This window comes from Streptomyces sp. NPDC059524, from assembly GCF_042749255.1.
GTDB classification, from domain to species: Bacteria; Actinomycetota; Actinomycetes; order Streptomycetales; family Streptomycetaceae; genus Streptomyces; species Streptomyces xanthii.
On sequence record NZ_JBHYTK010000035.1, the window covers coordinates 1595 to 27633 of the forward strand.

27 protein-coding genes are annotated in these 26039 nt (G+C 70.9%); 6 read left to right on the plus strand and 21 right to left on the minus strand.

The annotated features are described in order from the left end of the window. Positions 1–143: 143 nt before the first annotated feature. From ACFW9D_RS12945 to ACFW9D_RS12955, 3 genes are all read right to left on the minus strand, one after another. Positions 144–878: a transglycosylase SLT domain-containing protein gene (locus ACFW9D_RS12945; RefSeq protein WP_384621112.1), complete on the minus strand. Its 735-nt coding sequence runs from the start codon at positions 876–878 to the stop codon at positions 144–146. A gap of 390 nt (positions 879–1268) precedes the next feature. After that, on the minus strand, positions 1269–2594 hold the full coding sequence (locus tag ACFW9D_RS12950; protein WP_384621114.1) for a PhoH family protein: 1326 nt from the start codon (positions 2592–2594) through the stop codon (positions 1269–1271). Between the two features lie 355 nt (positions 2595–2949). After that, entirely contained in the window at positions 2950–3723 is a 774-nt protein-coding gene (locus ACFW9D_RS12955; RefSeq protein ID WP_188337123.1) for an isoprenyl transferase, read from the minus strand. Positions 3724–3871: 148 nt separating this feature from the next. Here ACFW9D_RS12955 and mgrA point away from each other — a divergent pair, with 148 nt between their 5' ends. Both mgrA and ACFW9D_RS12965 read left to right on the plus strand, forming a co-directional pair. Then, positions 3872–4909, plus strand: a complete 1038-nt coding sequence (gene mgrA / locus ACFW9D_RS12960) for an L-glyceraldehyde 3-phosphate reductase (protein ID WP_384621117.1) — start codon at positions 3872–3874, stop codon at positions 4907–4909. 797 nt (positions 4910–5706) lie between these two features. Beyond that, the gene (locus ACFW9D_RS12965; protein WP_188337125.1) at positions 5707–7005 is read left to right on the plus strand and encodes a cytochrome P450; all 1299 of its coding nucleotides are present in this window, start codon (positions 5707–5709) and stop codon (positions 7003–7005) included. On the opposite strand, the gene ACFW9D_RS12970 is transcribed toward ACFW9D_RS12965, so the two are convergent. Genes ACFW9D_RS12970 through ACFW9D_RS12985 form a run of 4 tightly spaced genes read right to left on the minus strand, consistent with a single transcriptional unit; the run spans position 7002 to position 9930 of the window. Beyond that, positions 7002–7406: a hypothetical protein gene (locus ACFW9D_RS12970; RefSeq protein ID WP_384621120.1), complete on the minus strand. Its 405-nt coding sequence runs from the start codon at positions 7404–7406 to the stop codon at positions 7002–7004. The two genes, ACFW9D_RS12965 and ACFW9D_RS12970, sit on opposite strands and share 4 nt — an antisense overlap. A gap of 23 nt (positions 7407–7429) precedes the next feature. Continuing rightward, positions 7430–7891, minus strand: a complete 462-nt coding sequence (locus tag ACFW9D_RS12975) for a protease inhibitor I42 family protein (protein ID WP_188337127.1) — start codon at positions 7889–7891, stop codon at positions 7430–7432. Between the two features lie 3 nt (positions 7892–7894). Continuing rightward, a complete protein-coding gene (locus ACFW9D_RS12980; protein WP_188337128.1) occupies positions 7895–9463 on the minus strand; it encodes a peptidoglycan-binding protein in 1569 nt (522 codons plus the stop codon). A gap of 20 nt (positions 9464–9483) precedes the next feature. Next, positions 9484–9930, minus strand: coding sequence for a hypothetical protein (locus tag ACFW9D_RS12985; protein WP_188337129.1), 447 nt, complete (start codon positions 9928–9930; stop codon positions 9484–9486). A 249-nt stretch (positions 9931–10179) separates the two neighbouring features. Between ACFW9D_RS12985 and ACFW9D_RS12990 the strand changes: the two genes are divergently transcribed. Further along, on the plus strand, positions 10180–11847 hold the full coding sequence (locus ACFW9D_RS12990; protein WP_384621123.1) for a serine/threonine-protein kinase: 1668 nt from the start codon (positions 10180–10182) through the stop codon (positions 11845–11847). A gap of 274 nt (positions 11848–12121) precedes the next feature. Beyond that, positions 12122–13342, plus strand: coding sequence for a threonine--tRNA ligase (gene thrS, locus ACFW9D_RS12995; protein WP_384621125.1), 1221 nt, complete (start codon positions 12122–12124; stop codon positions 13340–13342). On the opposite strand, the gene ACFW9D_RS13000 is transcribed toward thrS, so the two are convergent. After that, a complete protein-coding gene (locus ACFW9D_RS13000; protein WP_384621127.1) occupies positions 13334–13528 on the minus strand; it encodes a hypothetical protein in 195 nt (64 codons plus the stop codon). The two genes, thrS and ACFW9D_RS13000, sit on opposite strands and share 9 nt — an antisense overlap. Continuing rightward, complete coding sequence (locus ACFW9D_RS13005; protein ID WP_384621129.1) at positions 13525–13809, minus strand: hypothetical protein; 285 nt, start codon at positions 13807–13809, stop codon at positions 13525–13527. Before ACFW9D_RS13005 ends, ACFW9D_RS13000 begins: the two co-directional genes overlap by 4 nt. A gap of 157 nt (positions 13810–13966) precedes the next feature. Here ACFW9D_RS13005 and ACFW9D_RS13010 point away from each other — a divergent pair, with 157 nt between their 5' ends. Then, positions 13967–14257, plus strand: a complete 291-nt coding sequence (locus ACFW9D_RS13010; RefSeq protein ID WP_384621131.1) for a GntR family transcriptional regulator — start codon at positions 13967–13969, stop codon at positions 14255–14257. On the opposite strand, the gene ACFW9D_RS13015 is transcribed toward ACFW9D_RS13010, so the two are convergent. Both ACFW9D_RS13015 and ACFW9D_RS13020 read right to left on the minus strand, forming a co-directional pair. After that, positions 14240–15220: a GNAT family N-acetyltransferase gene (locus tag ACFW9D_RS13015; RefSeq protein ID WP_384621134.1), complete on the minus strand. Its 981-nt coding sequence runs from the start codon at positions 15218–15220 to the stop codon at positions 14240–14242. The two genes, ACFW9D_RS13010 and ACFW9D_RS13015, sit on opposite strands and share 18 nt — an antisense overlap. A gap of 243 nt (positions 15221–15463) precedes the next feature. Continuing rightward, positions 15464–16327: an alpha/beta fold hydrolase gene (locus ACFW9D_RS13020; protein ID WP_188337132.1), complete on the minus strand. Its 864-nt coding sequence runs from the start codon at positions 16325–16327 to the stop codon at positions 15464–15466. A gap of 120 nt (positions 16328–16447) precedes the next feature. On the opposite strand from ACFW9D_RS13020, the gene ACFW9D_RS13025 reads away from it, so the two are divergent. Continuing rightward, on the plus strand, positions 16448–16960 hold the full coding sequence (locus ACFW9D_RS13025) for a CGNR zinc finger domain-containing protein (protein WP_188337133.1): 513 nt from the start codon (positions 16448–16450) through the stop codon (positions 16958–16960). Between the two features lie 22 nt (positions 16961–16982). Here the strand turns inward: ACFW9D_RS13025 and ACFW9D_RS13030 are convergent, their stop codons facing one another. From ACFW9D_RS13030 to cpaB, 10 genes are all read right to left on the minus strand, one after another. Then, positions 16983–17639 carry an OmpA family protein gene (locus tag ACFW9D_RS13030; RefSeq protein ID WP_188341338.1) on the minus strand — a complete coding sequence of 219 codons (657 nt, stop codon included), beginning with the start codon at positions 17637–17639 and terminating at the stop codon, positions 16983–16985. Then, positions 17639–18226, minus strand: coding sequence for a hypothetical protein (locus ACFW9D_RS13035; protein WP_384621137.1), 588 nt, complete (start codon positions 18224–18226; stop codon positions 17639–17641). Before ACFW9D_RS13035 ends, ACFW9D_RS13030 begins: the two co-directional genes overlap by 1 nt. Before the next feature lie 32 nt (positions 18227–18258). Further along, positions 18259–18870 (minus strand): pilus assembly protein TadG-related protein, encoded by a 612-nt coding sequence (locus ACFW9D_RS13040; RefSeq protein WP_384621190.1) that lies wholly within the window; start codon positions 18868–18870, stop codon positions 18259–18261. Next, on the minus strand, positions 18867–19085 hold the full coding sequence (locus tag ACFW9D_RS13045) for a hypothetical protein (protein ID WP_384621140.1): 219 nt from the start codon (positions 19083–19085) through the stop codon (positions 18867–18869). The genes ACFW9D_RS13040 and ACFW9D_RS13045 overlap by 4 nt, the downstream gene beginning before the upstream one ends. A 148-nt stretch (positions 19086–19233) precedes the next feature. Beyond that, positions 19234–20121, minus strand: a complete 888-nt coding sequence (locus ACFW9D_RS13050) for a DUF5936 domain-containing protein (protein WP_188341341.1) — start codon at positions 20119–20121, stop codon at positions 19234–19236. Between the two features lie 25 nt (positions 20122–20146). Beyond that, a complete protein-coding gene (locus ACFW9D_RS13055) occupies positions 20147–21097 on the minus strand; it encodes a type II secretion system F family protein (RefSeq protein ID WP_188337135.1) in 951 nt (316 codons plus the stop codon). A gap of 82 nt (positions 21098–21179) precedes the next feature. Then, on the minus strand, positions 21180–22565 hold the full coding sequence (locus ACFW9D_RS13060) for a CpaF family protein (RefSeq protein WP_188337136.1): 1386 nt from the start codon (positions 22563–22565) through the stop codon (positions 21180–21182). Beyond that, the gene (locus tag ACFW9D_RS13065) at positions 22562–22909 is read right to left on the minus strand and encodes a TadE/TadG family type IV pilus assembly protein (protein ID WP_384621142.1); all 348 of its coding nucleotides are present in this window, start codon (positions 22907–22909) and stop codon (positions 22562–22564) included. The genes ACFW9D_RS13060 and ACFW9D_RS13065 overlap by 4 nt, the downstream gene beginning before the upstream one ends. Before the next feature lie 116 nt (positions 22910–23025). Next, positions 23026–24621, minus strand: coding sequence for a CpaE family protein (locus tag ACFW9D_RS13070; protein WP_384621145.1), 1596 nt, complete (start codon positions 24619–24621; stop codon positions 23026–23028). A 505-nt stretch (positions 24622–25126) separates the two neighbouring features. After that, positions 25127–25855, minus strand: a complete 729-nt coding sequence (gene cpaB, locus ACFW9D_RS13075; protein WP_188337139.1) for a Flp pilus assembly protein CpaB — start codon at positions 25853–25855, stop codon at positions 25127–25129. Between the last annotated feature and the right edge of the window lie 184 nt (positions 25856–26039).

Genomic DNA, 26039 nt, shown 5'->3' on the forward strand with positions numbered 1-26039 from the left:
CACACACCCACACCCCACCACACTCCACACCACACACACCACCCAGCTCACCCCCTCCCCCACAGCCCAGCCCCACAACTCACGCCCCCCCCCCACCCCTTACTCCGGGTCGCGGCGAATCGGGAGGTTGAGCGGGGTACGGCTCAGTACCAGTTGTTCGCCTGCCAGAAGGACCAGGCCTCGCACGGGCTGCCGTAGCGCTCGTTCATGTAGTTGAGGCCCCACTTGATCTGGGTGGCGGGGTTGGTCTGCCAGTCGGCGCCGGCCGAGGCGTACTTGCCCGCGGGCAGCGCCTGGAAGAGGCCGTAGGCGCCGGAGGAGGCGTTGACCGCCTTGTAGTTCCAGCTGGACTCGTGGTCCACGATGTTGCTGAAGCACTGGAACTGACCGGACGGCACCATGGAGCGCGCCATCGACTGGATCTGCGCGACGGAGTACGAGGACTGCGGCGCGAAGCTCGACGCGTCGCGGGTCGCGGAACGGCTGGCGGCCTGCTTCTTGGCCTCCTCGCGCTCCTTCGCCTCCTGCTCGGCCTTCTCCTTCGCGGCCTGCGCGTCCTGCTGCTTGGCGATCGCGTCCTCGGCGGCCTTCTTGCGGGCCGACTCCTCCGCGGTCTTCTGGGCAGCGGTGTCGGCCGCGATGGCCTGGGTCTGCGCCTGCTGCTGCAGCGACGAGGTCTGCACCTGCGCCTGCTGACCGACAGGGACGTCCGCGAGGAGGGTCGCGTCGCTCGCCGTGGCGGCCTCTGCCTCGTTGGAGGGCTGGCCGGTGCTGCCCGAGGCAACACCCACGACTGCGCCGACAGTGGTGACCGCGGTGGCCGAGGCCACTGCGAATCCCCGGACCGAAATCCGGCTCACACGGTTTCCTTCCAGCATCGCCCGCTGTGGTGTGACCCTCGCGGACGCAATCGTGCCCCTGGCACTGGCCTCCCAACTGACGGGTCACGGGAGGCACGGGCCCGGTGGGCAACTCCCGAGAGGGAGGCGCCGCGTGGTGCTCGGGCGGCATACGACGTTCGTTATGGAGTTCAAGGTGCAGCGGGTGCTGCGGTGGTGCCGTACCGCTGGGGGTACAGAAGTGTCGTATGCGGGGCCTGACGGAACCGTGACTCTGCCGTATGGCGATGCCGTGAAGCAATTCTGTGCTGCGTGGGAAACGTCACACCCCGTTTGTCCCACGGGTTTTACGGAAACGAGCACACGCCAAGACGCCGCCCGGCTAAGCTCTCTGGCTTTGCCGGGCGGCGCCAAGTACCCCCAAACGGGCTAGATCTGACCGTCTTCCAGCATTTCGGTCACCAGGGCCGCGATCTGCGACCGCTCCGAGCGCGTCAGCGTGACGTGCGCGAACAGCGGATGACCCTTCAGCTTCTCGACGACGGCGACGACTCCGTCGTACCGGCCCACCCTCAGGTTGTCGCGCTGGGCGACGTCATGAGTCAGGACGACACGGGAATTCGCGCCGATACGGGACAGAACGGTCAACAGGACGTTCCGTTCCAGCGATTGGGCCTCGTCCACGATCACGAACGCGTCGTGCAGCGAGCGGCCCCGGATGTGGGTGAGCGGCAGGACCTCCAGCATCCCGCGCGCCGTGACCTCCTCGATGACCTCGCGGGAGGTGACGGCCGAGAGGGTGTCGAAGACGGCCTGCGCCCACGGCCCCATCTTCTCGGCCTCGGAGCCCGGCAGATAGCCGAGCTCCTGCCCGCCGACCGCGTACAGCGGCCGGAAGACCATCACCTTCTGGTGCTGGCGGCGCTCCAGGACCGCCTCCAGGCCCGCGCACAGCGCGAGCGCGGACTTGCCGGTGCCGGCCCGGCCGCCCATCGAGACGATGCCGACGTCCGGGTCGAGCAGCAGATCGAGCGCGATCCGCTGTTCGGCGCTGCGGCCCTTGAGGCCGAAGGCCTCCCGGTCGCCGCGCACGAGCCGGACGTTGCCCTCCGGCGTGACCCGGCCGAGGGCCTTGCCGCGCTCGGAGTGGATCGTCAGGCCCGTGTGGACGGGCAGCTCGGCCGCCTCGGGGACGTAGAGGCTGTCCTCCTCGAAGAGCAGGTCCACCTGTTCGGCGGGGAGCGTCAGTTCGGACATTCCGGTCCAGCCGGAGTCCGTGATGGCGAGCTCGGCCCGGTACTCCTCGGCGAGGAGTCCGACCGAGGACGCCTTGATCCGCAGCGGCAGATCCTTCGACACGACGGTGACGTCGTACCCCTCGGCCTGCAGGTTGCGGGCGACCGCGAGGATCCGGGAGTCGTTGTCGCCCAGGCGGTAGCCGGACGGGAGGATTCCCGGGTCGGAGTGGTTGAGCTCGACGCGGAGCGTTCCGCCCAGTTCGCCGGTGGGGATCGGGGCGTCCAGACGTCCGTGCCGGATCCGGTAGTCGTCGAGCAGGCGCAGGGCCTGCCGGGCGAAGTAGCCGAGTTCCGGATGCTGCCGCTTGGCCTCCAGTTCCGTGACCACGACGACGGGCAGCACGACCTCGTGCTCGTCGAAGCGGGTCATGGCGTTCGGATCGGCCAGCAGGACGCTGGTGTCGAGAACATAAGTGCGCCGGTCGGGCTTGCGGAGGCGCTTGTTGCTGGTCACCACGAAGGACGTACCCCCTCGGAATGAGGTCGGGCGAGCGACGGAGGAGTTACCGGGCCGGGAGGGTGGGAGAAGACCACCGGTCGTCGGCCGCGCTGCGCGGGCCGGGACCGGCCCTCCAAGTCGTCTTCCGTACGCTTCGGCGTGCGGTCGTCCTGGTGCAAAGGGCCTCCCGGGCGGGCAGCCCCGTGCCGCCCGCTGAGATGCGGTGTCCTTGGTGTGGACACCGACCTGGAGGGCTTATTCCCTCGAACGAGCGCCGCCATGCAACGAGGCAGGGCGGCGCGTTCGTTAACTCCTGATGACGCTTTATGTCCTGGTGGCGGCGGGGGTGCCGGGTGGCTGTCCGGGAGGCCGTCTAGCCGCCGAAACGGCGGTGGCGGGCCGCGTAGTCACGCATGGCGCGCAGGAAGTCGACCTTGCGGAAGGCGGGCCAGAAGACGTCGCAGAAGTAGTACTCGGAGTGGGCGGTCTGCCAGAGCATGAAGCCGGACAGGCGCTGCTCGCCGCTGGTGCGGATGACGAGGTCCGGGTCGGGCTGGGCGCTCGTGTAGAGGTGCCGGCCGATGGAATCGATGTCGACGGACTCGGCGACCTCTTCGAGGGTCTGCTTCTTCTCGGCGGCCTCGTGCAGCATCGAGCGGACGGCGTCGGCGATCTCCTGGCGGCCGCCGTAGCCGATCGCCACGTTCACCACTATCCCGTCGACGTGCGCGGTGGCCGCGTCGGCCTCCTTGAGCACGCTGCGCAGGCCGTCGGGCAGCAGGTCGGTGGCGCCCACGTGGTGGACGCGCCAGCGGCCGTCGGCGGCGAGGGAGCGGACCGTCTCCTCGATGATGCCGAGCAGCGGGACCAGTTCCTCCGGGGGCCGGTCGAAGTTGTCCGTCGACAGCAGCCACAGCGTGACGACCTCGACGTCCGTCTCGGTGCACCAGCCGAGGAACTCCTCGATCTTGGCGGCGCCCGCCTGGTGGCCCTGGGCGGTGGTGGATCCGGCCGCCTTCGCCCAGCGCCGGTTGCCATCCATGATGACCCCGATGTGCTTGGGCACCTGGTCGTGGTCCAGGTGGCCTTCCACCCGGCGCGCGTACAGCCTGACCAGCAGGCCGCGCAGCCTGTCGCGCAGGTTCACGGTCTTTTTCGCCCCTCCGTGCAGACGGCAGTCCCCGAGGGCGAAAGCCTACCCCTGTGCGAACGGGGCCCTGTGACGGGGTGTGCGGGGGCCGTGCGGGGCGGTGGGAGACGGGTGCGGGACAGGGGACTGACGTAGTTTCGTCTCCATGAACGACACCTCTCCTTATGTCGCCGCGTCGGACCGATACGACGCGATGGAGTACCGGCGCACGGGCCGCAGCGGCCTGAAGCTGCCCGCGATCTCGCTCGGCCTGTGGCACAACTTCGGTGACGACCGCACGCTGGACTCCCAGCGCGCGATCCTGCGCCGTGCCTTCGATCTGGGGGTGACGCACTTCGACCTGGCGAACAACTACGGACCGCCGCCCGGCTCGGCCGAGTTGAACTTCGGCAAGATCTTCGCGCAGGACTTCACCCCGTACCGGGACGAACTGGTCGTCTCGACCAAGGCGGGCTATCTGATGCACCCCGGTCCGTACGGGGAGTGGGGCAGCCGCAAGTACCTGATGTCGTCGCTGGACGCGTCGCTGAAGCGGATGGGTCTCGACTACGTCGACATCTTCTACTCGCACCGGCCGGACCCGAACACGCCGCTCGAGGAGACGATGGGAGCGCTCGCATCGGCGGTGCAGCAGGGCAAGGCGCTGTACGTCGGTGTCTCCTCCTACAGCAGCGAGCAGACCGCCGAGGCGGCGCGGCTGCTGCGGGAGATGGGCGTCCCGGCCCTCATCCACCAGCCGTCCTACTCGATGATCAACCGCTGGACCGAGGACGACGGGCTGCTCGACACGCTGGAGGCGGCCGGCATGGGCTGCATCTCCTTCGTGCCGCTGGCGCAGGGCCTGCTGACGGGCAAGTACCTGAAGGGCATCCCGGAGGGTTCGCGCGCCACGCAGGGCAAGTCGCTCGACCCGAACCTGCTGAGCGACGAGGTGCTGCGCCGGCTGAACGGGCTGAACGACATCGCGCAGCGGCGCGGTCAGTCGCTGGCCCAGCTCGCGCTGACCTGGGTGCTGCGGGACGAGCGGATGACGTCGGCGCTGATCGGTGCGTCGAGCGTGGGTCAGCTGGAGGAGAACGTGGCGGCGCTCGCCGGTCCGAAGCTGACGGCGGAGGAGCTCACGGAGATCGACTCGTTCGCCGTGTCGACGCCGGGCACGAACATCTGGGCCGGGCGGAGCTGAACGGACCGGGAAAGAAAAACGGGCCGGTCCGTGGGGGGGAGACGGACCGGCCCGAGGGGGGGTTTCCACCATAACCCTTCGTAAGTGATGCTGCGTGCATCGGCGCGCCATCACTACTCTCCGGAGTCGCTCGGCGACGGCCTACGGGCCCTTTTCGGCCGCTCCCCGGCGGGCTCACCGGTTCTCCGGGAGCGCTCGCGCCGGGCGCTTCGCGTGCCGCCGGGTGTCCCTCTCCCGTGTCCGTCACGCGGTTGACGTGGCACGCGGCACCGCGCAGCCCCCTCCACTGCGCGGTACCGCCGCGCATCTTTGCTCACGCGAATTGCCGTTGGTCTGAACTTACGTGAGGTTTACGTGAGGATCGAGCGAAAAAGATAACGATGCGGAATCGCTTCCTCCGCCCTCCGCGCGGCGCGCCCCACCGGGCGGCACTCGGCGACGGGGCCGGCGGAGCTACGGCGCCCTCCGGTGACACTGCAACCGCCCCAGTGGCAGACGCGTCGAAATCGGCGGGGCGGGGCGTCTCGCCTCGGCTCGATTTTCGGCGTGAATCGGTGCGCGTTATCGGTGCGCGTTACAGGTACCGGGAGGGGGTCGGTGGGGGTGTCCCCCGCCTGTTTCAGGGGGATGGCCCCTCTTCCGTGGGGCAGGGGGAACGCACGTACCCTTGGCGGACCCCCGCCGCTGTGAACATGCCGTCAGCGCGGCGGCGTTCCGCTCGAAACAACCGATTTGCCCGCCCGTTCGTTCTGTCCGTCCCCGGCGCAGCGATGCGACCACCGCAGAAATGCGAGCACATGTCCGTACGTTCCGCGATAGCCAGCTGGCTGACCCGCCTCTACTTCACCCGGCTCCGGAAGAAGGGGGGCAGTCTCGACCTCTCCATCCTGTCGAAGCTGCCCGAAGGCGCCCTGCTGCCGCTGCGCCGTGACGGCGTCGACCCGGTCCCCGAGATCGGCGCGCTGCGCGACCGTGAGCCCGTCAGCAAGCTGCCCATCCCGGGCATGACGGTGTGGCTCGTCTCCGGCTACGACGAGGCGAAGGAAGTCCTCGGCGACGCCAAGGCGTTCAGCAACGACTTCCGGCATCTCGTGGGCGTGGGCGGCGCCGGGGCCGATCAGAACCCGGGCGGGCTCGGATTCTGCGACCCGCCGGACCACACGCGGCTGCGCCGCCTGCTGACCCCCGAGTTCACGATGCGCCGGCTGTCGCGGCTGACCCCGCGCATCCACGCGATCGTGGAGGAGCAGCTCGCGCAGTTGGAGAAGGCGGTCGCGGAGTCGCCGGACGGCACGGCGGATCTCGTCGAGCACTTCGCGATGCCGGTGCCGGCGCTCGTCATCTGCGAACTGCTGGGGGTGCCGTACGAGGAGCGGGACGCGTTCCAGCAGTTCTCGGTGGCCCGCTTCGACGTGCTGGGCGGCGCCGGGGCGTCCTTCGGCGCGGTGTCGGCCTCGCTCGACTATCTGCGCGGCGTCGTCGCCGAGCAGCGCCGCAACCCGGGCGAGGGCCTGCTCGGCATGCTGGTGCGCGAGCACGGCGACAACATCACGGACGAGGAGCTGACCGGCCTCGCGGACGGCGTCCTGACCGGCGGCCTGGAGACGACGGCGAGCATGCTCGCGCTCGGCACGCTGATCATGATGGAGGACCGGACGCACTTCGAGGCGATCCGGGAGGCCGAGGACCCGGCGACGGTCGCGGCGCCGTTCGTGGACGAGCTGCTGCGCCATCTGACGGTCGTGCAGACGGCGTTCCCGCGCTTCGCCCGTGAGGACACGGAGATCGGCGGGGTACGGATCTCGGGCGGCGACATCGTCATCGTGTCGCTCAGCGCGGCGGACCGGGACCCGCGTCTCGGCGACGACATGGACGCCTTCCTGCCCGCGCGCCCGCCGGCCGCCTCGCACCTGGCGTTCGGCTACGGCATCCACCGCTGCATCGGCGCGGAGCTCGGCAAGATGGAACTGCGGGCCGCGTTCCCCCAACTCGTGCGCCGCTTCCCGGAGTTGCGCCTCGCGGTCCCGTCCGCGGAGCTGGAGTTCCGCAAGCTGTCGATCGTCTACGGCGTCGACACGCTCCCGGTGAAGCTCTAGGCGTCGGCGCCGCGGGACGAGCGGCGCATGCCGATGAGTTCGGCGACGGCGTGCAGCCAGCGGGCCGCCGCCTTCTCGGCGTCCGGCACGTCCCCGGCGACCCGCGCCGCCTCCTCCAGCCACGTGCGCAGCAGGGCGGACGCCTCCGGCGAGGGAAGCGGCTCGGACAGTTCCGCCGCGTACCGCAGCCCGCCCGCCCGCACGATCTTGCCGACGTAGGCCACGGACCGGGGCCGCACCCCGAGCCGGTCGAGCGTGACGGCCCCGGCGATCGCCCCGTCCCCGAACAGCGCGGTACGGAACTCCTGCCGGGTGAGCCCGTAGCGGAGCAGCGCGCCGATGTCCGTCTCGGCGAGCACCTGGTCGTCGGTGCGGGACGGGGGCGTGGGCGTGGAAGACATGCGGTGGACCTCGGTTCGCGCGCTCAGCGGACGGTGATCTCGTACTCGAAGTACTCGATGCGGGTCTGGGGGGTGCCCGTGGCCGTGGGGACGGGGCCTGCGTTGGGGGCGGCCGATGAGGCGGGTTCGGCGGTGGCCTCGGCTGCGCTGTGGCAGAAGCCGTTGGGGCAGTGGACCAGTTTCACGGTGGTTCTGCCCTTGTGGGAGGCGGTGAAGTCGAAGTACTGGGTGCCGTCCTCGCCGGCGTCGTTGTCGTCCCGGCGGCCCTCGTAGTCGAGGACCGCGGTGTCCGGCTCGGGGTCGGCGAGGTACCAGTTCTCGCCCATCGCGGAGCTGGCGGGGACCTCCAGGGTGAAGGTCTCGCCCGCGTCGACGCTGATGGACCGCTCCCCCGTGCCGTACGACGCGGCGGAGGAGCCGCCGCAGCCGGTGAGGGCGAGGGTGAGGGCCAGGGCGGGGAGGAAGAGGAGGGGTCTTGTGCGCACGGATCAGTCCTGGTCGATGTAGACGCGGTTCACGTCGCCGTTGTTGTCCTTGTTGAAGCGGTCGTCGGTGACGGCGCTGAAGTCGCCCTTGATGAAGTCGTCCTCGCTGACCCAGGTCGTGGTGCCCCAGGGGTTGTAGACCTGGAGCATGTCACCCTCCTGGCCGACGATCATCACGCCGTGGCCGACCCAGTCTCCGTCGTCCTCGCCCTCGATGTTGATGGGGACGGGCTTGCCGTCGGCGACGGACTCCTCGATGTCGGGCAGGACGTCGCGGCGGTCGTTCTCGCTGTCCATGTCGTGGGACTCGTAGGCGTCGCCGGTGTGGGGGCTCAGTTCCTTGTTGGAGATGTCGACCTGGCCGTCGGAGTCCATGCCGGCGGGCTGACGGTCCCACCACCAGCCTTCGTTGGAGCCGTCGCCCTCTTCGTGGAGCCGCATCTGTTCGTCGGTGAGGCGCTCGCGGAAGTGGGCGTCGCTGTCGTCCTGGCCGTCGGGGCCGCCGGTCAGTTCCAGGGCGTAGACGGGGTCGACCATGGCGCGGGCGGTGACGGTGGACGACGGGACGCAGGTGTTGCCGTCCTGGGACCAGTTCTCCTGGCCGAAGGTCTGGGCCTCCTGGCCCGTCGAGGAGTTGGTGCTGACGGGCGCGAGGTGTTCGCGCAGCCATTCCTCGTCCTTGTTGTGGATCTTGCCGCCGAATTCCTCGACCTCGTCGACCGAGTAGCCGGAGGCGAGTGCCTTCATCAGGTACGCCTTTTCCTGCGGGGTGCCGGCGTCGGCGAGGAGGCGTTCCATGCGGGCGCGGTCGGCGGGTGAGAGGTTCTCCATGGCGCGGCCGGAGCGTTCGAGGTCGTTGGCGGTGAGGATCTCGTTGAGCTCGGGGTCGCCGCCGATGTTGGAGGTGTCGGCGAGGGCGATGCGGTCGACGGCGGACAGTTCGTCGGTGCCCATTTTCCCGGCGCGCGCCTCGGAGGCGTACTTGTTGAGGTCGCGGGCGCAGCGGCGGGCCGCGTCGTCGGCGTCGGAGGCGGCGCCGGCGACCTCGTCGATGCCGTGGCCGGCGAGGGTGCGGGCCGCCTTGCGGGTGGCCTCCTCGCCGTCGTCCTCGTGCCAGTCGTCGAAGAAGCCGTCCTTGTCGCCGAGCTGGGCTCGGGCGTTGCGCAGTTTGGTGCGGCCGCCGCTGTCCTTGGTCTGTGCCGTCTCGAGGAGGTCGGAGAAGAGGATGAGGGCGTTGCCGCCGCCGCGCAGGGCCTCGGCCATCTGGTCGGCGGCGCGGGCGGTGGCGTCGACGGCGTCCTGGGCGAGGACGCTGGTGTCGCCGACCCACACGTCGGGCAGGCCCTTGCGGCTGACGGTGTCGGCGCGGTCGTGGACCTTCATGGCGTCGTCGGCCTGGCCCTTGTAGCGCTTGCCGAGGGATTCGATGAGGGCGGGGTCGCCCTGGGGCGCGGCGACGCCGAGCGCGTCGTCGATGGCGTCGATGAGGTCGTTCTTGCTGTCGGCGGAGGCGATGCGGTCGCGCAGGCCGTCGAGGCGGTCGCGGCGGGCGGTGGTGGATTCGGTGGTCACGGTCGAGGCACTCCGCCCTGTCAGTAGTCGGTGAGGGCCGAGGGCCGCTCGGCGTAGGCGGGGCCGGTGGTGACGGGGGCCGTGTCCCGTACGGGGTTGGTGCCGTGGACCGGGTTGGTGCCGATGGGCGGGGCGCCGGGGGTGGGATTGGTGCCGACCTGGACCTTCTGGGCCTGGGTGCGGACGAGGCCGTCGGCGCCGCCGTAGGCGCCCTTGGCTCCGCGGACCTTGTCGGCGAGTTCGTGGAGGGCGTCCTCGATGGTCCGGGACTCGGCGGTCCAGGCGCTGGAGTAGGCGCTGAAGGCGGGACCCATGTCGTCGCCGCCCAGCGCGTCCTGGCTGTAGCAGGGGGTTCCGGCGAGGAGCTGCCGGATGGCTCCGGCGTCGTCGCCGGCGTGGTCGAGCTCCTTCGCCTGGCTCTTCATGCCGGCATGCCGGACCTGGTAGCCGTCGCCCGAGGCGGCCATGGTGTTCCCCCGTATTCGCCTGTACCCGTCAACTCGTCCGCCTGGCGCGGCAGATGGAATGATCATGATCTCCACAAAGCGGCACAGAGGGCAATCCCGGTGCCGCAAGCGCACACAGCTCCGTCACGTCCCGTCCACACCGCCGGTACGCGCGCGCACGCCCCGGCATAGGCTGCTGGACGCGAACCGGCCGCCGGCCGGTTCCCCAGGGGTGGGATCAGGAAGCGGAAGGTCAGGGGGCGGCGGTTCATGGGGCTCGGTGCGCGAGACAACACGAGAACGGTGTTCGGTCCGTTGCAGGCGGACGATCCGCGGGTCGTGGGCGGATACCGACTGGTGGCACGGCTCGGGGCCGGTGGCATGGGCCGGGTCTATCTGTCGCACACGCGGGGCGGCCGTCCGGTCGCCGTGAAGGTGGTGCGGCCGGAGCTGGCGGACGAGCCGGACTTCCGGCGGCGGTTCGGGCGGGAGATGGAGGCGGCGCGGCGGGTGCGCGGGGCGTACACGGCCGAGCTGATCGACGGTGACGCGGACGGTACGCCGCCGTGGCTGGCCACGCTGTACGTCCCCGGCCCCTCGCTCGCGGAGGCGGTGGCGCGGCGCGGGCCGTTGCCGGTGCCCGCGGTGCTGTGGCTGATGGCGGGGGTCGCGGAGGCGTTGCAGGCGGTGCACGCGGCGGGGATCGTGCACCGGGACCTGAAGCCGTCGAACGTGCTGCTCGCCTCCGACGGTCCTCGCGTCATCGACTTCGGCATCTCGCTGGCCGCCGATCTGACCTCGTACACGGTGACGGGCGCCGCGATCGGTACGCCGCAGTACATGGCGCCGGAGCAGGCGGCCGGGTCGGACGGGGTGACGGCGGCGACGGACGTGTTCTCGCTGGGGCAGACGGTGGCGTTCGCGGCGCTGGGCGAGCCCTTGTACGGGAGCGGTCCCGCGGCGAGCGTGCTGTACCGGATCGTGCACGACGCCCCTGATCTGGAGCGGCTTCCGGAGGAGGTGCGGCCGATCCTGGCGCGGTGCCTGGCGGCGGATCCGGCGGAGCGCGCGGATCTGGCGGAGGTCGTGGCGTGGTGCCGGGAGCGGCTGGGGTCGGAGCCGGAGCCGGTGGCGTGGACGGAGGTCACGGGGCCCGAGCCGACGGTGCCGGGGCCTGCGCCGGTGCCGGTGCCGGTGCCGGTGCCGGGTGCGGTGGACCCGGCGCAGACGTGGCCGTTGACGGCGCAGGCGCCGCTGGTGGTGCCGGATCCGGCGACCTTGCCGGCGCGGCAGGAGCCGAAGCGGCGTACGGCGCTCGTGGCGTCGGCGCTGGTGACAGCCGGGGTGCTGGTGGTGTCGGTGCTGGCGTGGCAGGTGATGGACGGGACGCGGGACGACGGGGCGCGGTCCGGGACGGGTACGGGAGCGGGAGCGGGCCCGAGCGCGTCGGCGTCCAAGTCCCCCTCCCCCACGACACCGGGTTCGGGTTCGGGTTCGGCCGACAGGACGGGCTCTCCGCTGACGAAGGACGAGGCGCCGCGTACGTCGTTCGCCCAGGGGGAGGCTTACCCCCAGGTGTGGCTGGACGCGAAGAACTCGGTGAACATCCACAAGGAGCCGGCGCAGCTGAAGACGGCGAAGGGCGACATCCGGTTCAGCTGCACCGACAACACGGGCTGCGAGCTGAAGAGCGACACGAGCGTGTTCGTCCAGAGTTTCGCCAAGCCGGGCGCGGCGACGCGGGACATGTGCGACGTGATGCTGGCGCGCAGCAAGACCCATGTCCTCCCGCTGGCGGCGTCGGCCAACGGCACGGAGATCTGTGTGAAGCATCGCTCGGGGGATGTCGGGGTGCTGGTGTTGCAGACGAAGTCGACGGCGATGCCGGACATCGCGTTCGTGACGGCGGATCTGACGGTCTGGCGCAAGAAGGCGTAGCAGGACGTACCTGGCGGCCCTGCCGGCACGTGTCGTCAGCGGGAGGGGCCGCAGACGAAAAGGACGTGCCGGTGAAACGGGGGGCTGTTACGGTCGCGGTATGAGTCAGCGCAGCGAGTTCTTCGTGACGACGACGCCGGAGAGTGTCCCGGTGTGCTGACTGGTGTGTGATCGATGGTCTGAGCCCGGGGCGAGTGCCCGGGCTCTTTTTTGTTGCGCTGTCGCCGACGCTCCGGGTGCTCGTTCCTCAACCGAGTGAAGTGAGGGGAACGTCGTGGAGCAGCGGAAGAGCAGGCGTGAGCTGGGGTTGTTCGGGACCGATCCGTTGATCGGGGCCGGTCTGCCGTACTGGCTGCCCGACGGGGCGGTCGTGCGGCACGCGCTCGAGGAGTACGTGCGGGAGGCCGAGCGGCGGGCGGGGTACCGCCACGTGTATTCGCCGGTGCTCGGCAAACGGGAGCTGTACGAGATCTCGGGGCACTGGGATCACTACAGCGAGGACATGTTTCCGCCCATGGAGGTGGGCGGGGAGGAGTTCGTGATGCGGCCGAGCCTGTGTCCGCATCACGCGGTGATGTACCGGAGCCGGGCGCACAGCTATCGGGAACTGCCGTTGCGGATGGCCGAGTTGGGCGCCATGTACCGGTCCGAGCTGTCCGGTGTGCTGGGCGGGCTGAACCGGGTGCGGGCCATTCATCTCAACGACGCGCACATCTTCTGCACCCTGGAGCAGGTGGAGGACGAGGCTCGGGGCGCGCTGGAGATGATCAGGGAGGCTTACGCCGCGCTCGGGATCAGCGCGGTGCGGTACCGGCTGTCGCTTCCGGGTGCCGGGGGCAAGTACGTGGCCGCTCCCGAGAAGTGGGAGCGGGCCACCGCGTTGCTGAAGAGCGTGCTGGAGCGGTCGGGGGTGGCGTACGAGGCCGAGGAGGGCGAGGCCGCGTTCTACGGGCCGAAGATCGACGTGCAGGTGGAGGACCGGGCGGGGCGGGAGTCGACCCTGTCCACCGTGCAGGTCGACTTCCACCAGCCCGAGCGGTTCGACCTGCGGTACGTGGGCCCGGACGGGGCCCGGCACCGGCCCGTCATGGTCCACCGCAGCATCATCGGCAGCGTGGAGCGCGCGGTCGCGCACCTCGTCGATGCGCACGGCGGTGCGTTCCCGGCGTGGATGGCGCCGAGCCAGATCGTCGTTCTGCCCGTCTCCGAGGGCGAGTTCGCCTACGCGGAGGCGTTCGCGGAACGGTGCCGTGCCGAGCGCGGGCTCCGGGTGGAGGTCGCCGGGCCCGAGCTCGGGAGCCTGGGCGCCCGGATCCGGAACGCCCGGCTCGTCCCGTACCAGGCGGTGGTCGGCGCGAAGGAGGCCGATGCCGGGCAGGTCGCGCTGCGGCTGCGCGACGGGCGGCGGCTCGATCCGCTGCCCGCCGCCGAGGCCCTCGACCGCATCGGCTCCCTCGTCGCCGGCCACAGCACCGACCTCTGGCCCTCAGCCTGACTTCGGCGCGGGCGGCAGCAGCTCCAGGGGGTCGATCAGGGGCGGGTAGTGCCGCGCGCAGTCCGGGCACGCGTACACGTTGAATCCGGGCCCCGTCGGCGCGAACACCTCGTGGACGAGTACGGGGTCGGACGTGAGTTGCTCGCAGCGGGCGCACATCCGTACCGGGCGGCGGGGCTCGCTCATCGGGTGCCCCCGTGGATCAGCTCCAGGCGCGGGCCCACGTCGATCCCGATCGTGGCCAGATACAGCGCGCGCCGCCGTTCTCGTTGACGGCGGCGCTCGGTCGGCGTCAGGACGTACGGGCGGACCAGCGGGTGCGCGGCGCCGTCGAGCCGTTCGGTGTGGCGGTACGGGGGCGGTGGTGTCGGCGGGGCGGTGACGGTGGTTGCGCGGTGCCGTCCGGCGGGCGCGGGCAGGCAGATACGGAGGACCCATGCGAGGGCCCTGAGGGTAAGGTCGAACACGCTGACGCTCCTTGGGTGGGCGTTGGCCATGCCCCGGGACGGTTGCCGCCGTCGCCGGGGTCTCTCGTGTTCCACCGTAGACCAAAGAAGAGTTCTGTATAGCGCATATGGGCGACCTGGCGATAATCGCAGGTCACCGTAGTCGTACGGTGTTCGAATGGCAGAAGAGTCTGGACGTAACCGCCCGCCGATCGACCCGACCAAGATCGCCTACGTCTACATGCAACTGGCCGACTACATCGCCGGCCAGATCGCCGACGGAACGCTGAGCCCCGGCGCACGACTCCCCGGCGAGCGAGACCTGGCCGCGGAGTACGGGGTGGCCCACCTGACCATCCGGCGGGCCACCAAAGAACTCCGCGAGCGCGGTCTCGTCATCACCCTCCCGGGCAAGGGCACCTACATCGCGTACCCCGAGACCGACGGCGACTCAGCTCAGGACAGCTGAAGCCCAGGTCATATTGATCGCCCGCTCGAAATTGACGTACCCGGCGCGACGGAACGCGGCGGCCATCGGCACGTTGCCGAGATCGGTCGCGGCACGGATGCGCGGGACGTCCTGCTCTGCGAGGACGCGCGTGCCCTCGGCGAGCAGGTCGTCGATGTAGCCCCGGCCGCGATGGGCGGGCAGGACGGCGATGTAGGCGATGGTGGCGTTGTAGCCGTTGTGGGCCGGAATGACGAAGCCGACGGGTTCGCCGTCCGGGAGTTCGGCGATCCGCCACCAGTCACGGGGGCTGGAGTAGTGGGCGAACTCCTCCTCGTAGTGCGCGGTGGCCGCCTCGCGCGGTGACATCCGGGTGAGGTCGTCGCGGCCGTGCGCGTCGAGGGTGCCGTCGAGGACGGCGGTCATCAGGTCGATGAGTTCGGCGGGGTCGTCGGGGTTCTTGAGCGGGCGGAACGTGAGGCGGTCGCCGGGCGGGGCGATCTCCGTGCCCGGCTTCCATTCGAGGCGGAGCCGTTCGACGAAGAGCTGGGCTCCCGTGCGTTCGGCGACCGTCATGCGGTCCTCGACGGCTCGGCGGGCGGCCGGGTCCTCGCGCCAGTCCGGCGGGATGAAGCGGCCGTACTCGGGGTGCGTGGAGCCGCGGGTGAGCGTCGCGGCGGTGGCGGTGCGCAGGAGGCGTTCGCCGATGTCGAGACGTTCGGCCTCGGGGAGACTGTCGTCGAGGTCGAGGATGTCGAGCAGTTGCGGCGCGTCGCCGTCCGGGCGGCTCCACCAGGCGAGGCGGGCCAGAAGACGGTCACCGCGCAGGGCGACCCACATCCACTCGGGCCGGCGGCGGCCCTCGGTGAGGTCGTCGGCCAGCTCGTGGTTGATGACGTAGGGGAAGCGGGTGAAGAGGTCGAGCTCGTCGGCGCCGGTGATCGGGCGCAGGGTCAGGGCAGGGTCGTGCTGAAACTCGGTCAAGGCACACTCCGTGAAAGGCGCCTGTCAATACCGGGGTTCCAGCTGGTGTGCCGTCTGACTCAGACGTGCTGGGCGGCGCCCCGGAAGGACGTGAGCGCAATGATCGTGCGGGTCGAGACGTCCATCGCTTATCCCTCCTCGTGCTTCGCGTTCGGCCGTGCGGGCCGCGTCGTCGATCTTTCTACGTGACGGCGCGGCCCGGCCACAACCCCTTTTCCGGGGGCGGTGGTTCGGTTCGGCGTTTCAGTCGGACAGGCCGCGCAGGAAGTCGCGGATGAGGCCCGCGCTCTGCTTCAGGCGGGTGGTGAGCGGGAAGTGGCCGGCGTCGAGGAGGTGGACGCGGGCGTTCTTCAGGTCGCGGGTGAAGGCTCGGGCGCCGTCCGGGCCGAAGATGTCGTCGCCCCGGCCCCACGCGGCGAGCAGCGGCGGCTGGTGCACGCGCAGGTACTCCTGCCACTGCGGGTACTGGCCCGGGTTGGTGCCGTAGTCGAGGAACAGGTCGAGCTGGATCTCCTGGTTGCCGGGGCGGTCGAGGAGGGCCTGGTCGTGCACTTCGAGGGCCGGGTCGACGAGCGTGGGGTCGGGGACGCCGTGGGTGTACTGCCAGTGGGTGGCGTCGCGGGTGAGCAGGGCGCGCAGCGCGTCCCGGCGGTCGGCGTTCGCGGGCTCGGCCCAGTAGGCGCGGATGTCCTTCCAGAAGGGCGTGAACCCGTCCTCGTACGCGTTGCCGTTCTGGGTGACGAAGCCGGTGACGCGCTCGGGGTGGCGCAGGGCGAGGCGGAAGCCGACGGGGGCGCCGTAGTCGTGGACGTAGAGGGCGTAGCGCTGGACGCCGAGCTGTTCGAGGAGGGCGTCGACGATGTCGGTGAGGTGGTCGAAGGTGTACGGCCAGGACGCGGGGTCCGGGGCCGAACTCAGGCCGAATCCCGGGTAGTCGGGGGCGATCAGGTGGAACTCGTCGGCCAGCTCGGCCATGAGCGGCCGGTAGCCGACGGACGAGGTCGGGAAACCGTGCAGGAGCACCAGGGTGGGGGCGGCGGGGTCACCGGCCTCCCGGTAGAAGACGTCGAGGCCGTCGATGCGGGCGGTGCGGTTGCGGATCTCCATGATCAGACTCCAACCATCTAAATCGGTTTTGCCGGTTGAACCGCGGCAGGGTGACAGTAGCCCGCACTCCGCCAACCGGTCAACGGGCTTTTAACGGTTGAGCTTGGTTAGGATGGGGTCATGCAGAGACCGCTCACGGGTGAACCGCTGGCATTGGACCTGGTCAACACCGCATGGGTCGACCAGGGGCAGCCCTTCGACCTCTTCGAGGAACCGGGCGCTCTGGACGGCTGGCTCGCCGAACACGGGCTGACGCCGCGCACGTCGCAGGCTCTGGAGCCGTTGCTCCTTGCCCGCACGGCACTGCGGGCTGCCCTCGCCGGGGACTCCGGCCCGCTGAACGACGTCCTCCGGCACGGGGCGCGGCGGCCCCTCCTGGACGAGGACGGCCGGCCCGCCGAACGGCTCGTACTGGACTCCCCCGAGTGGGAGCCGGCCTGGCGCGCGGCCGCCGACTACGTCCGGCTGCTCGGCGAACGCCCCGAGCGCGTCCGCAAGTGCGCCAACGAGGTCTGCGTGCTCTGGTTCCACGACGTCAGCAAGAACGGGCGGCGGCGCTGGTGCTCCATGGAAGGGTGCGGGAACCGCGCGAAGACGACGCGGTACCAGGCACGGCACCGCGTCGGGGAATGAGTCGTCCCGGTCGGCCCGGGGCTCACCCGCTCTTCGGGAACGAGACCTCCACGCGGCGGTTCTTCTTGCGGCCCTCTTCCGTGCCGTTGTCCGCGATCGGGTAGTCCTCGCTGTAGCCCCGCACCTGGAACGTGAGGTCGCCGCCGTTCGCGCCGAGCGCCGTCTGGAGCGCGTCGTGGACCGCCTCCGCGCGCTGCTTGGACAGCTTGAGGCCGTGGGCGTACGAGCCCAGGTTGTCCGTGAAGCCGAAGACTCTGACCGTGCCGGCCTTCTGGGTGTTGATCTCGTCCGCGATCGCCTGGATACGGGACTTCGCGTGCGGGTTCAGCTTCGCGCTGTCCTTCGGGAACAGGACCTCCGCCTGGAGCGCGAACGTCACGTCCTCGTTGGTGTCCGTCCGCCGCTCGTCGCCGGACAGGTCCTCCACGACGGACTTGATGTCCAGCACCTTGGCGGGGGCCAGGGTGGCACCGTCCGCCAGCTTCAGGCCGGGGCTGTTGGCGTCCACCTGCGGGGGTGGGCTCGTGCTCGTGCTGCCCGGCGGGGCGGAGGCGCCGCCCGGCTCGTCGTCGGCGTGGGCCGTGCCCGTGGCGGTGCCGGTGGCCAGGAGGGCGGTGGCGGCGGTCAGCGCGGCCGCGGCGGCCAGGCGCCGGTGCGGTCCGATCCGGCTCGGGCTCATCATTCGCCCTCGCTGATCTCGATCGCGGCGGGGGGCATGGCGCCGACCTGGAAGGTGACCGAGTTCGTGCCCTCGGGGGGTGCGGGGAATTGGGCGTACCAGTCGGCCGACTTGCCCGAGAGAATCTGACCGTTGAACTTCGTGCACAGGCAGCGACCCTGAGTGTCGCGGAGGATCAGGTACTTCTTCTTGCCTGCCTGATCGACGAGGGTCGCCCCCGCCAACGATCCGCCGTTCTTCCGCAGCTCCGGTTCGTCGCTCTTCCAGTCGAGGCCCAACCAGGCACTGGCGCCGTCGTTGCGCACCGTCCCGGACACAGTGACGTATCCGCCCGCGTCGCGGGTCGCCGAGTTGATGCTGACGGTGATGTCCCCGTCCTTCGACTCAGCCAGTGGCTTGTCCGGCGACGCCGCCGGGGATTCTGGCTTGTCGCCGTCCTGGGTGGACTGCGGCGCGGAGGACGCCGGATTCTGTGCATCGGGCTTGTCGCCATCGCCACCGCATCCGACCGAGCCGAGCGCGAGCCCCGTCGTCAGTGCCAGCGCGGCCAGGGCCCGGCGGGTCGTCGTAGTGCGCCGAAGGTTCATCGCTGCGGCTTCCCTCTCTGTTCGTTCGGGTGTCAGTCGGCCAGGTGGACGGAGAACAGGTCCGACGCGTCGGGCAGATCTGCCGGATCAAAGTCATCAGGGTCGATCTCGATGTCCTTGCCGTCGCAGACCAGTTCCACCGGCTTCTTCGGGTCGGCGTCCGGCGGAATGTCGCAGCGAGGCTCGATCACGGCCGTCGCATGCGCCTTCGCCTTCTGGCTCTCCGTGCCGGGGATGATCGTGTCGCCGACCGTGTAGCGCGTCTCGATCTCGACCGAGTAGCCCGGGTAGCCGTTGACCTCCGTGAGGTCCGGGCCGCCGATCACGTCAGCATCGTTCGCCGCCGCCAGAGAGCTCGCGGCCGCCTGTGCGCCCGTACCGTCGAGCCTGTCGCCTGTGAGCCAGTCCAGCCAGTCGTCGGCTTCGTCGCCGAGGGCCAGTTCCAGCTTGTCCATCAGTTCGTCCCGCGCGGACTGGGTCGCTGCCAACGCGGCAGCATCGGCTGCAGACTGAGCTCCATTCCGAGCCGACGCAGCCTGCGCGAACGCGAAGAAGGCGAAGGCTGCAAAGAGCAAGATCCCGGTCAGCCAGATGTAGATGGGGAGCGTCGAGCCCCTGTCACCTCGGCAGGCTCGAAGCGTCAGCCGCCGATGACGTCGTTGATCGCGTTGCCGACCGCGCCGGAGATGAGTCCGTCCAGCCCCAGTTGGTCGATGGCGACGAAGATCCCGGCGATCAGAATCATCAGGCCCGCGTACTCCACGAACCCGGCGCCGGAATCCTTCCGTGCTCCCCGGACCCGCTCCCCCAAAGAGTTCGTCCACGTCACCCACGCCCCGAGCACTCGGTCCTTGATCACGGGATCCCCCTTCCGCGCCGTACTCCCCGGCATCCAGAACAACACACGCAACGTACGTGAAAGGCGACCGTGTGCACACGGTTTCGGCAATTACAGGGCAGGCCTTGGCCGGAAGTTGTCGTCCTGTTGCCCTGGGCGTCATCGGTGATCAGCGCCCGAGGATCGAGCCGAAGCTGGAGCCCGAGCCGAGGAACATGCCCGTCGCGATCAGGATCATCGTCGCGGGGAGCATGAAGACGAGGGTGACCATCGTGGCCTTCGGGATCGTCTTCGCGGCGCGGCGCCGGGAGTTCTGGGCGTCGGTGCGGCGCATGTCCGTGGCCAGTTGGATGAGGGTGTCGGCGATCGGGGAACCCAGCTCCTCGCCCTGCTGGAGCGCGGAGACGAACTGGGCGACCTGTTCGGAGGAGTTGCGGCGGCGGAGTTCGTCGAAGGCCTGGCGGCGCGGGACGCCCATGTCCATCTGGCGGAGAGTGATGCGGAGTTCGTCCGCCCAGGGACCCTCGTACTTCTCGGCCACGCGGTCCAGGGCCTGGCGGAAACCGAGACCCGCCGAGACGACGACGGCGAGGACGTCGAGGAAGTCGGGGAGGGTGCGGTCGATGACTTCCTTGCGCTCCCGGGTCGCCTGCCAGATGAGGGCGTCGGCGGCGAGGGCGCCGAAGGCGAGGGTGAGGAGGGCGAGGAGCAGGTTGCCGTTCTTCAGGAAGACCAGGGCCATCAGGACGCCGAAGGCGCCGTAGACGGCGCGGCGGGCGGCGTAGCGGTCGATGGTGAGGCCGCCGGGGTTGCCGGCCATGTCGATGCGGCGGCGCTTGGCGTCGACGCGGCGCGGGCCCATCAGGCGGAGGACCAGGGGGGCGAAGCGCATGCCGAGGCGGTCGACGGCGGAACCCGCCGCCGAGACGCGGGTGGCGCCGACTTCGAGGGCGAGGGCGAGGTCGCTGGGGACCTTGGCCTCGGCCCGGTACATGCGGATGCCGGTGAGGATGCCGAGGACGGCGAGGCCCGCGACGAGGGCGATCAGCAGGCCCATGACGGGGGAGGACAGTGCGGGCACGTCAGACCTCGATCTTTCCGAGGCGGCGGATGACGAAGAAGCCGACGGCGTAGAGGCCGAGGGAGAGCAGGATCAGGGTCTGGCCGATTCCGGAGCCGGTCACCCGGGCGAGGGCGCCCTCGTTCGAGGAGTTGATCAGGAGGAGGGAGCCGAGGCCGAGGAGCGGGACCGTGAACGCGGTGGCGTTGACCTCGGAGAGCATCGTGCGGATCTCGCGCCGGGTCTCCTTGCGGTCTTCCAGGGTCTGCGTGAGGTTGCGGAGGGAGGAGACGACCGAGCCGCCCGCCTTGTTGGACAGGACGAGCGTGGTGACGAGGACGATCAGCTCGCGGGAGGGGAGGCGGGCGGCGAGCTCGTCGAGGGTGTCCTCGACGGAACGGCCGAGCGCCAACTGGTCCGATACGCGCGAGAGTTCCTCACCGGCCGGGGCCTCGAGCTCCTCGGCCGCCATCGCGAGAGCCGTGCGCAGGGCGAGTCCGGCGGCGGTGGCGTTGGCGAGGAGGCGGGCGACGTCGGGGAGCTGGTTGATGAACGCCTCGATGCGCTTCTGCCGCTGCCAGTTGAGGAAGATGACCGCCGCCCAGATCGCGACCGCTCCGGCGATCGGGCCGAAGAACGGGGCGAGGGTGGTCGCCGCGAGGATCCACAGGGCGGCGACGACCGCGGTGACGTAGACGAGGAACTCGCCCGGGGTCAGGTCGAGGCCGGTCGTGGACAGCCGCAGGTGGACGGCGCGGCCCAGGCGGGTGCGGCGCAGCCGGCGGTCGATCCCGGTGAAGCGGCGGGTGCGGGCGCCGGAAGGGAGGGCGGAGGCGCCGGACGCGTAGGTGTCCAGGCGGTCCTCCAGGGCGCGGCGCTGGGCGCGTCCGGAGGCGTAGACGTGGGCGCCCGCGACGGCGACCACGCAGGCGAGGACGGTCGCGCCGAGGGCGATGAGGGCCGGGTTCGTCACTGGTCACCTTCTTCCTTGGCTTCTTCGGCACGGGCGGATGCGGGGGCGGATACGAGGGTGGGTCCGAGGGCGGCGGGCGCGGTCATCCGGTGGCCTCCCGGGTGTTGCGTACGTCGGCGACCTCGACGACCCCGAAGCCGGGCGGGACGGACTCCCCCGCCACGTACAGGCGGTCGGCGACCCGGCGCGGCAGGGGCAGATGCTCGTAGAAGCCGTGGACGCGACGGTCCTGGCCGGTGGCATCGGGGCCGAGGCCGGTCGGGACGAAGGGCTGGGCGGCGAAGCGGGTGACCGTGTTGATCGTGAACTGTTCACGGCCGTGCGAGACGAGCAGGGCGATCTCGGTGATGCGGCGGGAGCCGTCGGCGTGCCGGGTCAGCTGGACGATGACGTCGACGGCCGAGTTGATCTGGTCGCGCAGGGCCTCGAAGGGGACGTCGACCTCCGACATCGAGCCGAGGGTCTGGAGGCGGGTGAGGGCGTCCTCGGCGGTGTTGGCGTGGACGGTGGCGAGGGAGCCGTCGTGGCCCGTCGACATCGCCTGGAGCATGTCGAGCGTCTCGCCGCCGCGGACCTCGCCGACGATGATGCGGTCGGGGCGCATGCGCAGGCTGTTGCGGACGAGGTCGCGGATGGTGACCTGGCCCTTGCCCTCGACGTTCGGCGGCCGGGACTCCAGGCGGATCACGTGGTCCTGCTGGAGCTGGAGCTCGGCCGAGTCCTCGATGGTGATGATGCGCTCGTGGGGCGGGATCAGCGCGGAGAGCGCGTTGAGCAGCGTCGTCTTTCCGGAGCCGGTGCCGCCGCTGACGATGATGTTGAAGCGGGCGCGGACGCAGGCCGCGAGCAGCATCAGCATGTGCTCGTCGAGGGAGCCCAGTTCGATGAGTTCGGTGAGGCTGTAGGCGCGCGGGAAGCGGCGGATCGTGAGGGTGGCGCCGGTCAGGGCGAGCGGCGGGATGATCACGTTGACGCGCTCGCCGGTGGGGAGGCGGGCGTCGACCATCGGGTTCGACTCGTCGACGCGGCGGTTCACGGTCGACACGATGCGCTCGATCGTCTGCATGAGCTGCTCGGCGGAGGCGAAGCGCAGGGGGAGCTGTTCGACGCGGCCGGCTCGCTCCACGAAGATCGAGTCGGGGCCGTTGACCATGATCTCGGTGACGGAGGCGTCCGCGAGGAGGGGTTCGAGGATGCCGAGGCCGAGTGCCTCGTCGACGACGCGGCGGATCAGCTGCGTGCGCTCCGTGGAGCTGAGGACGGGGCCCTCGCGGCTGATGATGTGGCCCAGGACGCGCTCCAGGCGCAGGCGGCGGTCCGCGGCCTGGAGGGACGACATCTCGGCGAGGTCGATCTCTTCGAGGAGCTTGGCGCGGTAGACGGCGACCAGGCTGTCGTCGCGGGACGGGTCCGTGCCGGGGGCGGTGCCCTGGGGCTGGGTGGCCGCCACTCGGGAACGCAGGCTCATGGTTCGCTCCTGTCGGTCCTGTCGGTCCTGTCGGTCCTGTCGTTGGGCATGGTCGCGGTGCGGTGCAGGTCCCAGCCGTCGAAGAGGGGGATGATCGCGGGGACGTGGACGGTGACGGTGGCCTGGACGGCGTCTCCGGGGGCGATGGCCGCGCGGGGGTGCAGCCAGGTGCTGGTGCTGCCTGTCGCGGCGGCCTGGCCGGTGCCGGGTTCGAGGGATTCGGCGCGGGCGGCTGCGCGGGCCGCGGAGCCGGCCTGGTTGGCGCCGTAGCCGACGAGGCCCAACTGGATCGCGGCCATGCCGATGATCAGGAGGAAGGGGAGGAAGCCCGCGAACTCCAGCATGGACACTCCGTTGTCGGCGCGGAGTCGCCTTTTCGCCGTTGGGGGTTGCTGGTTCGTGGGCGGCTCACGGTGCGTCGTGGCTGGTCGCGCAGTTCCCCGCGCCCCTTCAGGGCGCTTCACTGGCCCTGAGCCTTCTCGGTTGCCGCGCCCGCCTCGCCCGTCACCTTCCAGCCGGGGTTGATGCCGGGGAAGAAGAGGGGGACGTCGACCTGGACCGTGGCGTGGACGACGGTGCCGTCGTCGGTGCAGGCGATCTGCGCGCCGTTCCAGGCGGACGGGAGGTGCTCGCGGCCCGCGGCGGCGCAGGCGCCCTGGCCGTCGCCGGCGGTGGCGTACGCGGCGGTCGCCGCTCGGGCGGCCTCGTCGGCGGCGTTTCCGGCGAGGGAGTACGTGTAGCCGTACAGGACGCACTGCCAGAGCAGGCCCATCACGACCAGGACCAGCGGGAACATCGCCGCGAACTCGAGGGTGACCGCGCCCTTGTCGGCACGGCGGCGGCCGCGGCGGCCCGCCGCCTCGGGGGCCGGGTTCGCGACGAGGTCGAGCTCGGCGGCGAGGGTCCAGATGGCCTGCTTGACCGTGGAACGGTTGTCGAGGTCCTGCATGCGGCCCGCGTCGACGGCGGCCTGGAGTTCCTTGTAGGCGGCGGGGATCGTGGTGCGGGCCGTGCGGGTGCCCGTGACGCGCTCGACGAGCGTCGCCTGGATCTCGGCGGAGCGGGCGTTGCGGTTGACGACCGTGACCGTCTCCTCCGCCTTGCGGATCTGGAGGCGGTCCCAGAGGCGCACCATGCGCTTGGCGGCGCGGACCGCGACGACGTCCGGGGTGACCAGGAGGGCGGCCTGGTCGGCGAGTTCGATCGCGGCGGCGTTCGCGGCGCCGAGCTGCGTGCCGCAGTCGACGACCACGACCTCGTAACGGGCGCGCAGCGCGTGGACGACCTGGCGGGCGACCCGGTCGGTGACCTCCTCGCCGCGTTCGCCGTCGGCGGGGGCGAGGAGGAGGTCGATGCCGGTCTCGTGGGTGAAGACGGCGTCGGCGAGGACGCGCGGGGTGATGTCGTGGATCGCGGCGAGGTCGGCGACCGAGCGGCGGAACTGGACGTCCAGGTACGAGGCGATGTCGCCGGACTGGAGGTCGAGGTCGAGCAGCGCGACGCTGCGGCCGGAGGCGCGGGCGGCCAGGGCCAGTTGGACGGCGACGAGGCTGGTGCCGACGCCGCCCTTGGCGCCGGTGACGGTGACGACGCGGCCGGCGCCGGTGGCGGGCAGCAGTTCGTGACCGGTGCCGGTGCCTCCGGCGAGGTGGCGGCGCATGCCGGAGGACCAGGAGGCGGCGGCCTGGACGCGCTCGGCGAGGGCGTCGTAGCCGAGCGGGAACGCGACGATGCCGCGCGCTCCGCAGTCCATCGCGGCGGTCAGCAGGGCGGGGCTGGTGTCGGCCGTGACCAGGACGACGCCGACCGCGGGGAAACGCAGGACGAGGTCGCGGATCAGGTCCAGCGCCGGGACGGGGCCGATCCGTTCGTGTACGAGGACGACCTCGGGGAGCTCGTCGATCGACTCGGCGGCCAGGCGGGCCAGGGTGTCGAGCAGGGCGGTGGAATCGGGGACGGGTGGGGCGGGCTCGGTGTCGGGCAGCTGGGAGAGCAGCGTGATGAGCGCGCGGCCCGCCTCCGGCTCCCCCACGGCAACAAGAATCCGGGTACTCATCCCCGACCCCCTTCCTCAACGCGCCCCGCGAGGGGCGCGAGGCTGTACGCCCCGGCCGGCAACTCCGTCGCGGGGCTGTATCCGATCAGCGACTCCGTCGCGGGGCCGTGTCCGATCAGCGACTCCGTCGCGGAGTGCGCCTTCAGGGGCGCGGAGCTGTGTCCCCTCAGCGAATCCGTCGCGGGGCGCGACCAGCGGCCCTGGGGGCGCACGGAGTGCGCCTTCAGGGGCGCGGGGAACTGCGCGACCAGCCACGACGGCGCGGCACCCGGCAATGGCGCTGGACCCCTACGGCGGCGGCGCTTGAGCCGAGCCCCGATGAATCGCGCACCCGGCACCTGGGTGCCGCCTTGCCCACCCTCCCCCAAGCTCTCGGCTTCGCTCGAGCAGGGGGGACCCCCATCGCCCCAGGCGGCAGACTGCCCAAGGCGGGGTCGACCCGAACACGTACCCGGGGCGGCGGTGCCGCCAGAGCCTGGGCGCCCCGCACCAACCCCCCGCGCCATCACTTGTCCTCGTCGAGGGTGTAGGACCGGTCGCCGGGGGCGATGGCGCCGTCGCCGCCGGGCGCGACCCGGGCGAGGCGGACATGCGTGGCGAACGACTCCGCGTAGGCGACCCGCTGCGCATCCCCCGCCCCCAGCGCAAAGGTGATCGGCACGGCCTCCCCCTGCCGCCGCACAGAGTTCCGGTCCCCGCCGGAGGCCCCCGCCCCCTGCTGGTCGATGGGCGTCAGCTTGCCCACGTCGAGAACCTCGGCGTTCTCGACGATGACCTTCGACTGGTCCTTCTGCTTGTCGTTCTCGGCCTTGAAGGTGGCGTAGATGTTGACCTTCGAACCGGGGTCGATCTTCCCCGCGACGCCGGTCTCCGCGTCGATCATGATGGCGATCTCCTGCTGCCCCGGCTTCAGTTCGGGCCGGTCGACGACCATGTCGCTCTGCAGCAGGGACCCCTTCTTGAGCTGCGTGACGGCGATCTTGCCGCGGATGGTGCGCAGGTCGGTGACGGCCGTGCCGGACAGCCATCGCTCCGGCATCTCGACCTTCTCGAACTGGTCGGCGGTGAGCTCCTTGTACGGCGCCACGTCCGCCTTGAGCCGGTACGCCGTCTTCTCCGGCCCCACCTTGGAGTTCACGTCACGGATCACCGCGAGGACCCCGGCGAACGCGCCGAGGGCGCACAGGGCCGAGACGACCAGGAGGATGACGCCGCGACGCTGACGTGAATTCATGGACCGGACAACCTCGTTGAAGTCGAGTTGAAGGGGGACGGGCGGAATCGGAGGAACGCGGGGCGAGGGTCAATGCCCGGCGCGCGGCAGCGGGGCGCCCCCCCCCCCCGCCCCCGCCCGGGCGGGGACGGGGCCGCCCCCCCCCCCCGGCCGGTGGGGGGGGGGCGCGGGGGTCACCCCCCCC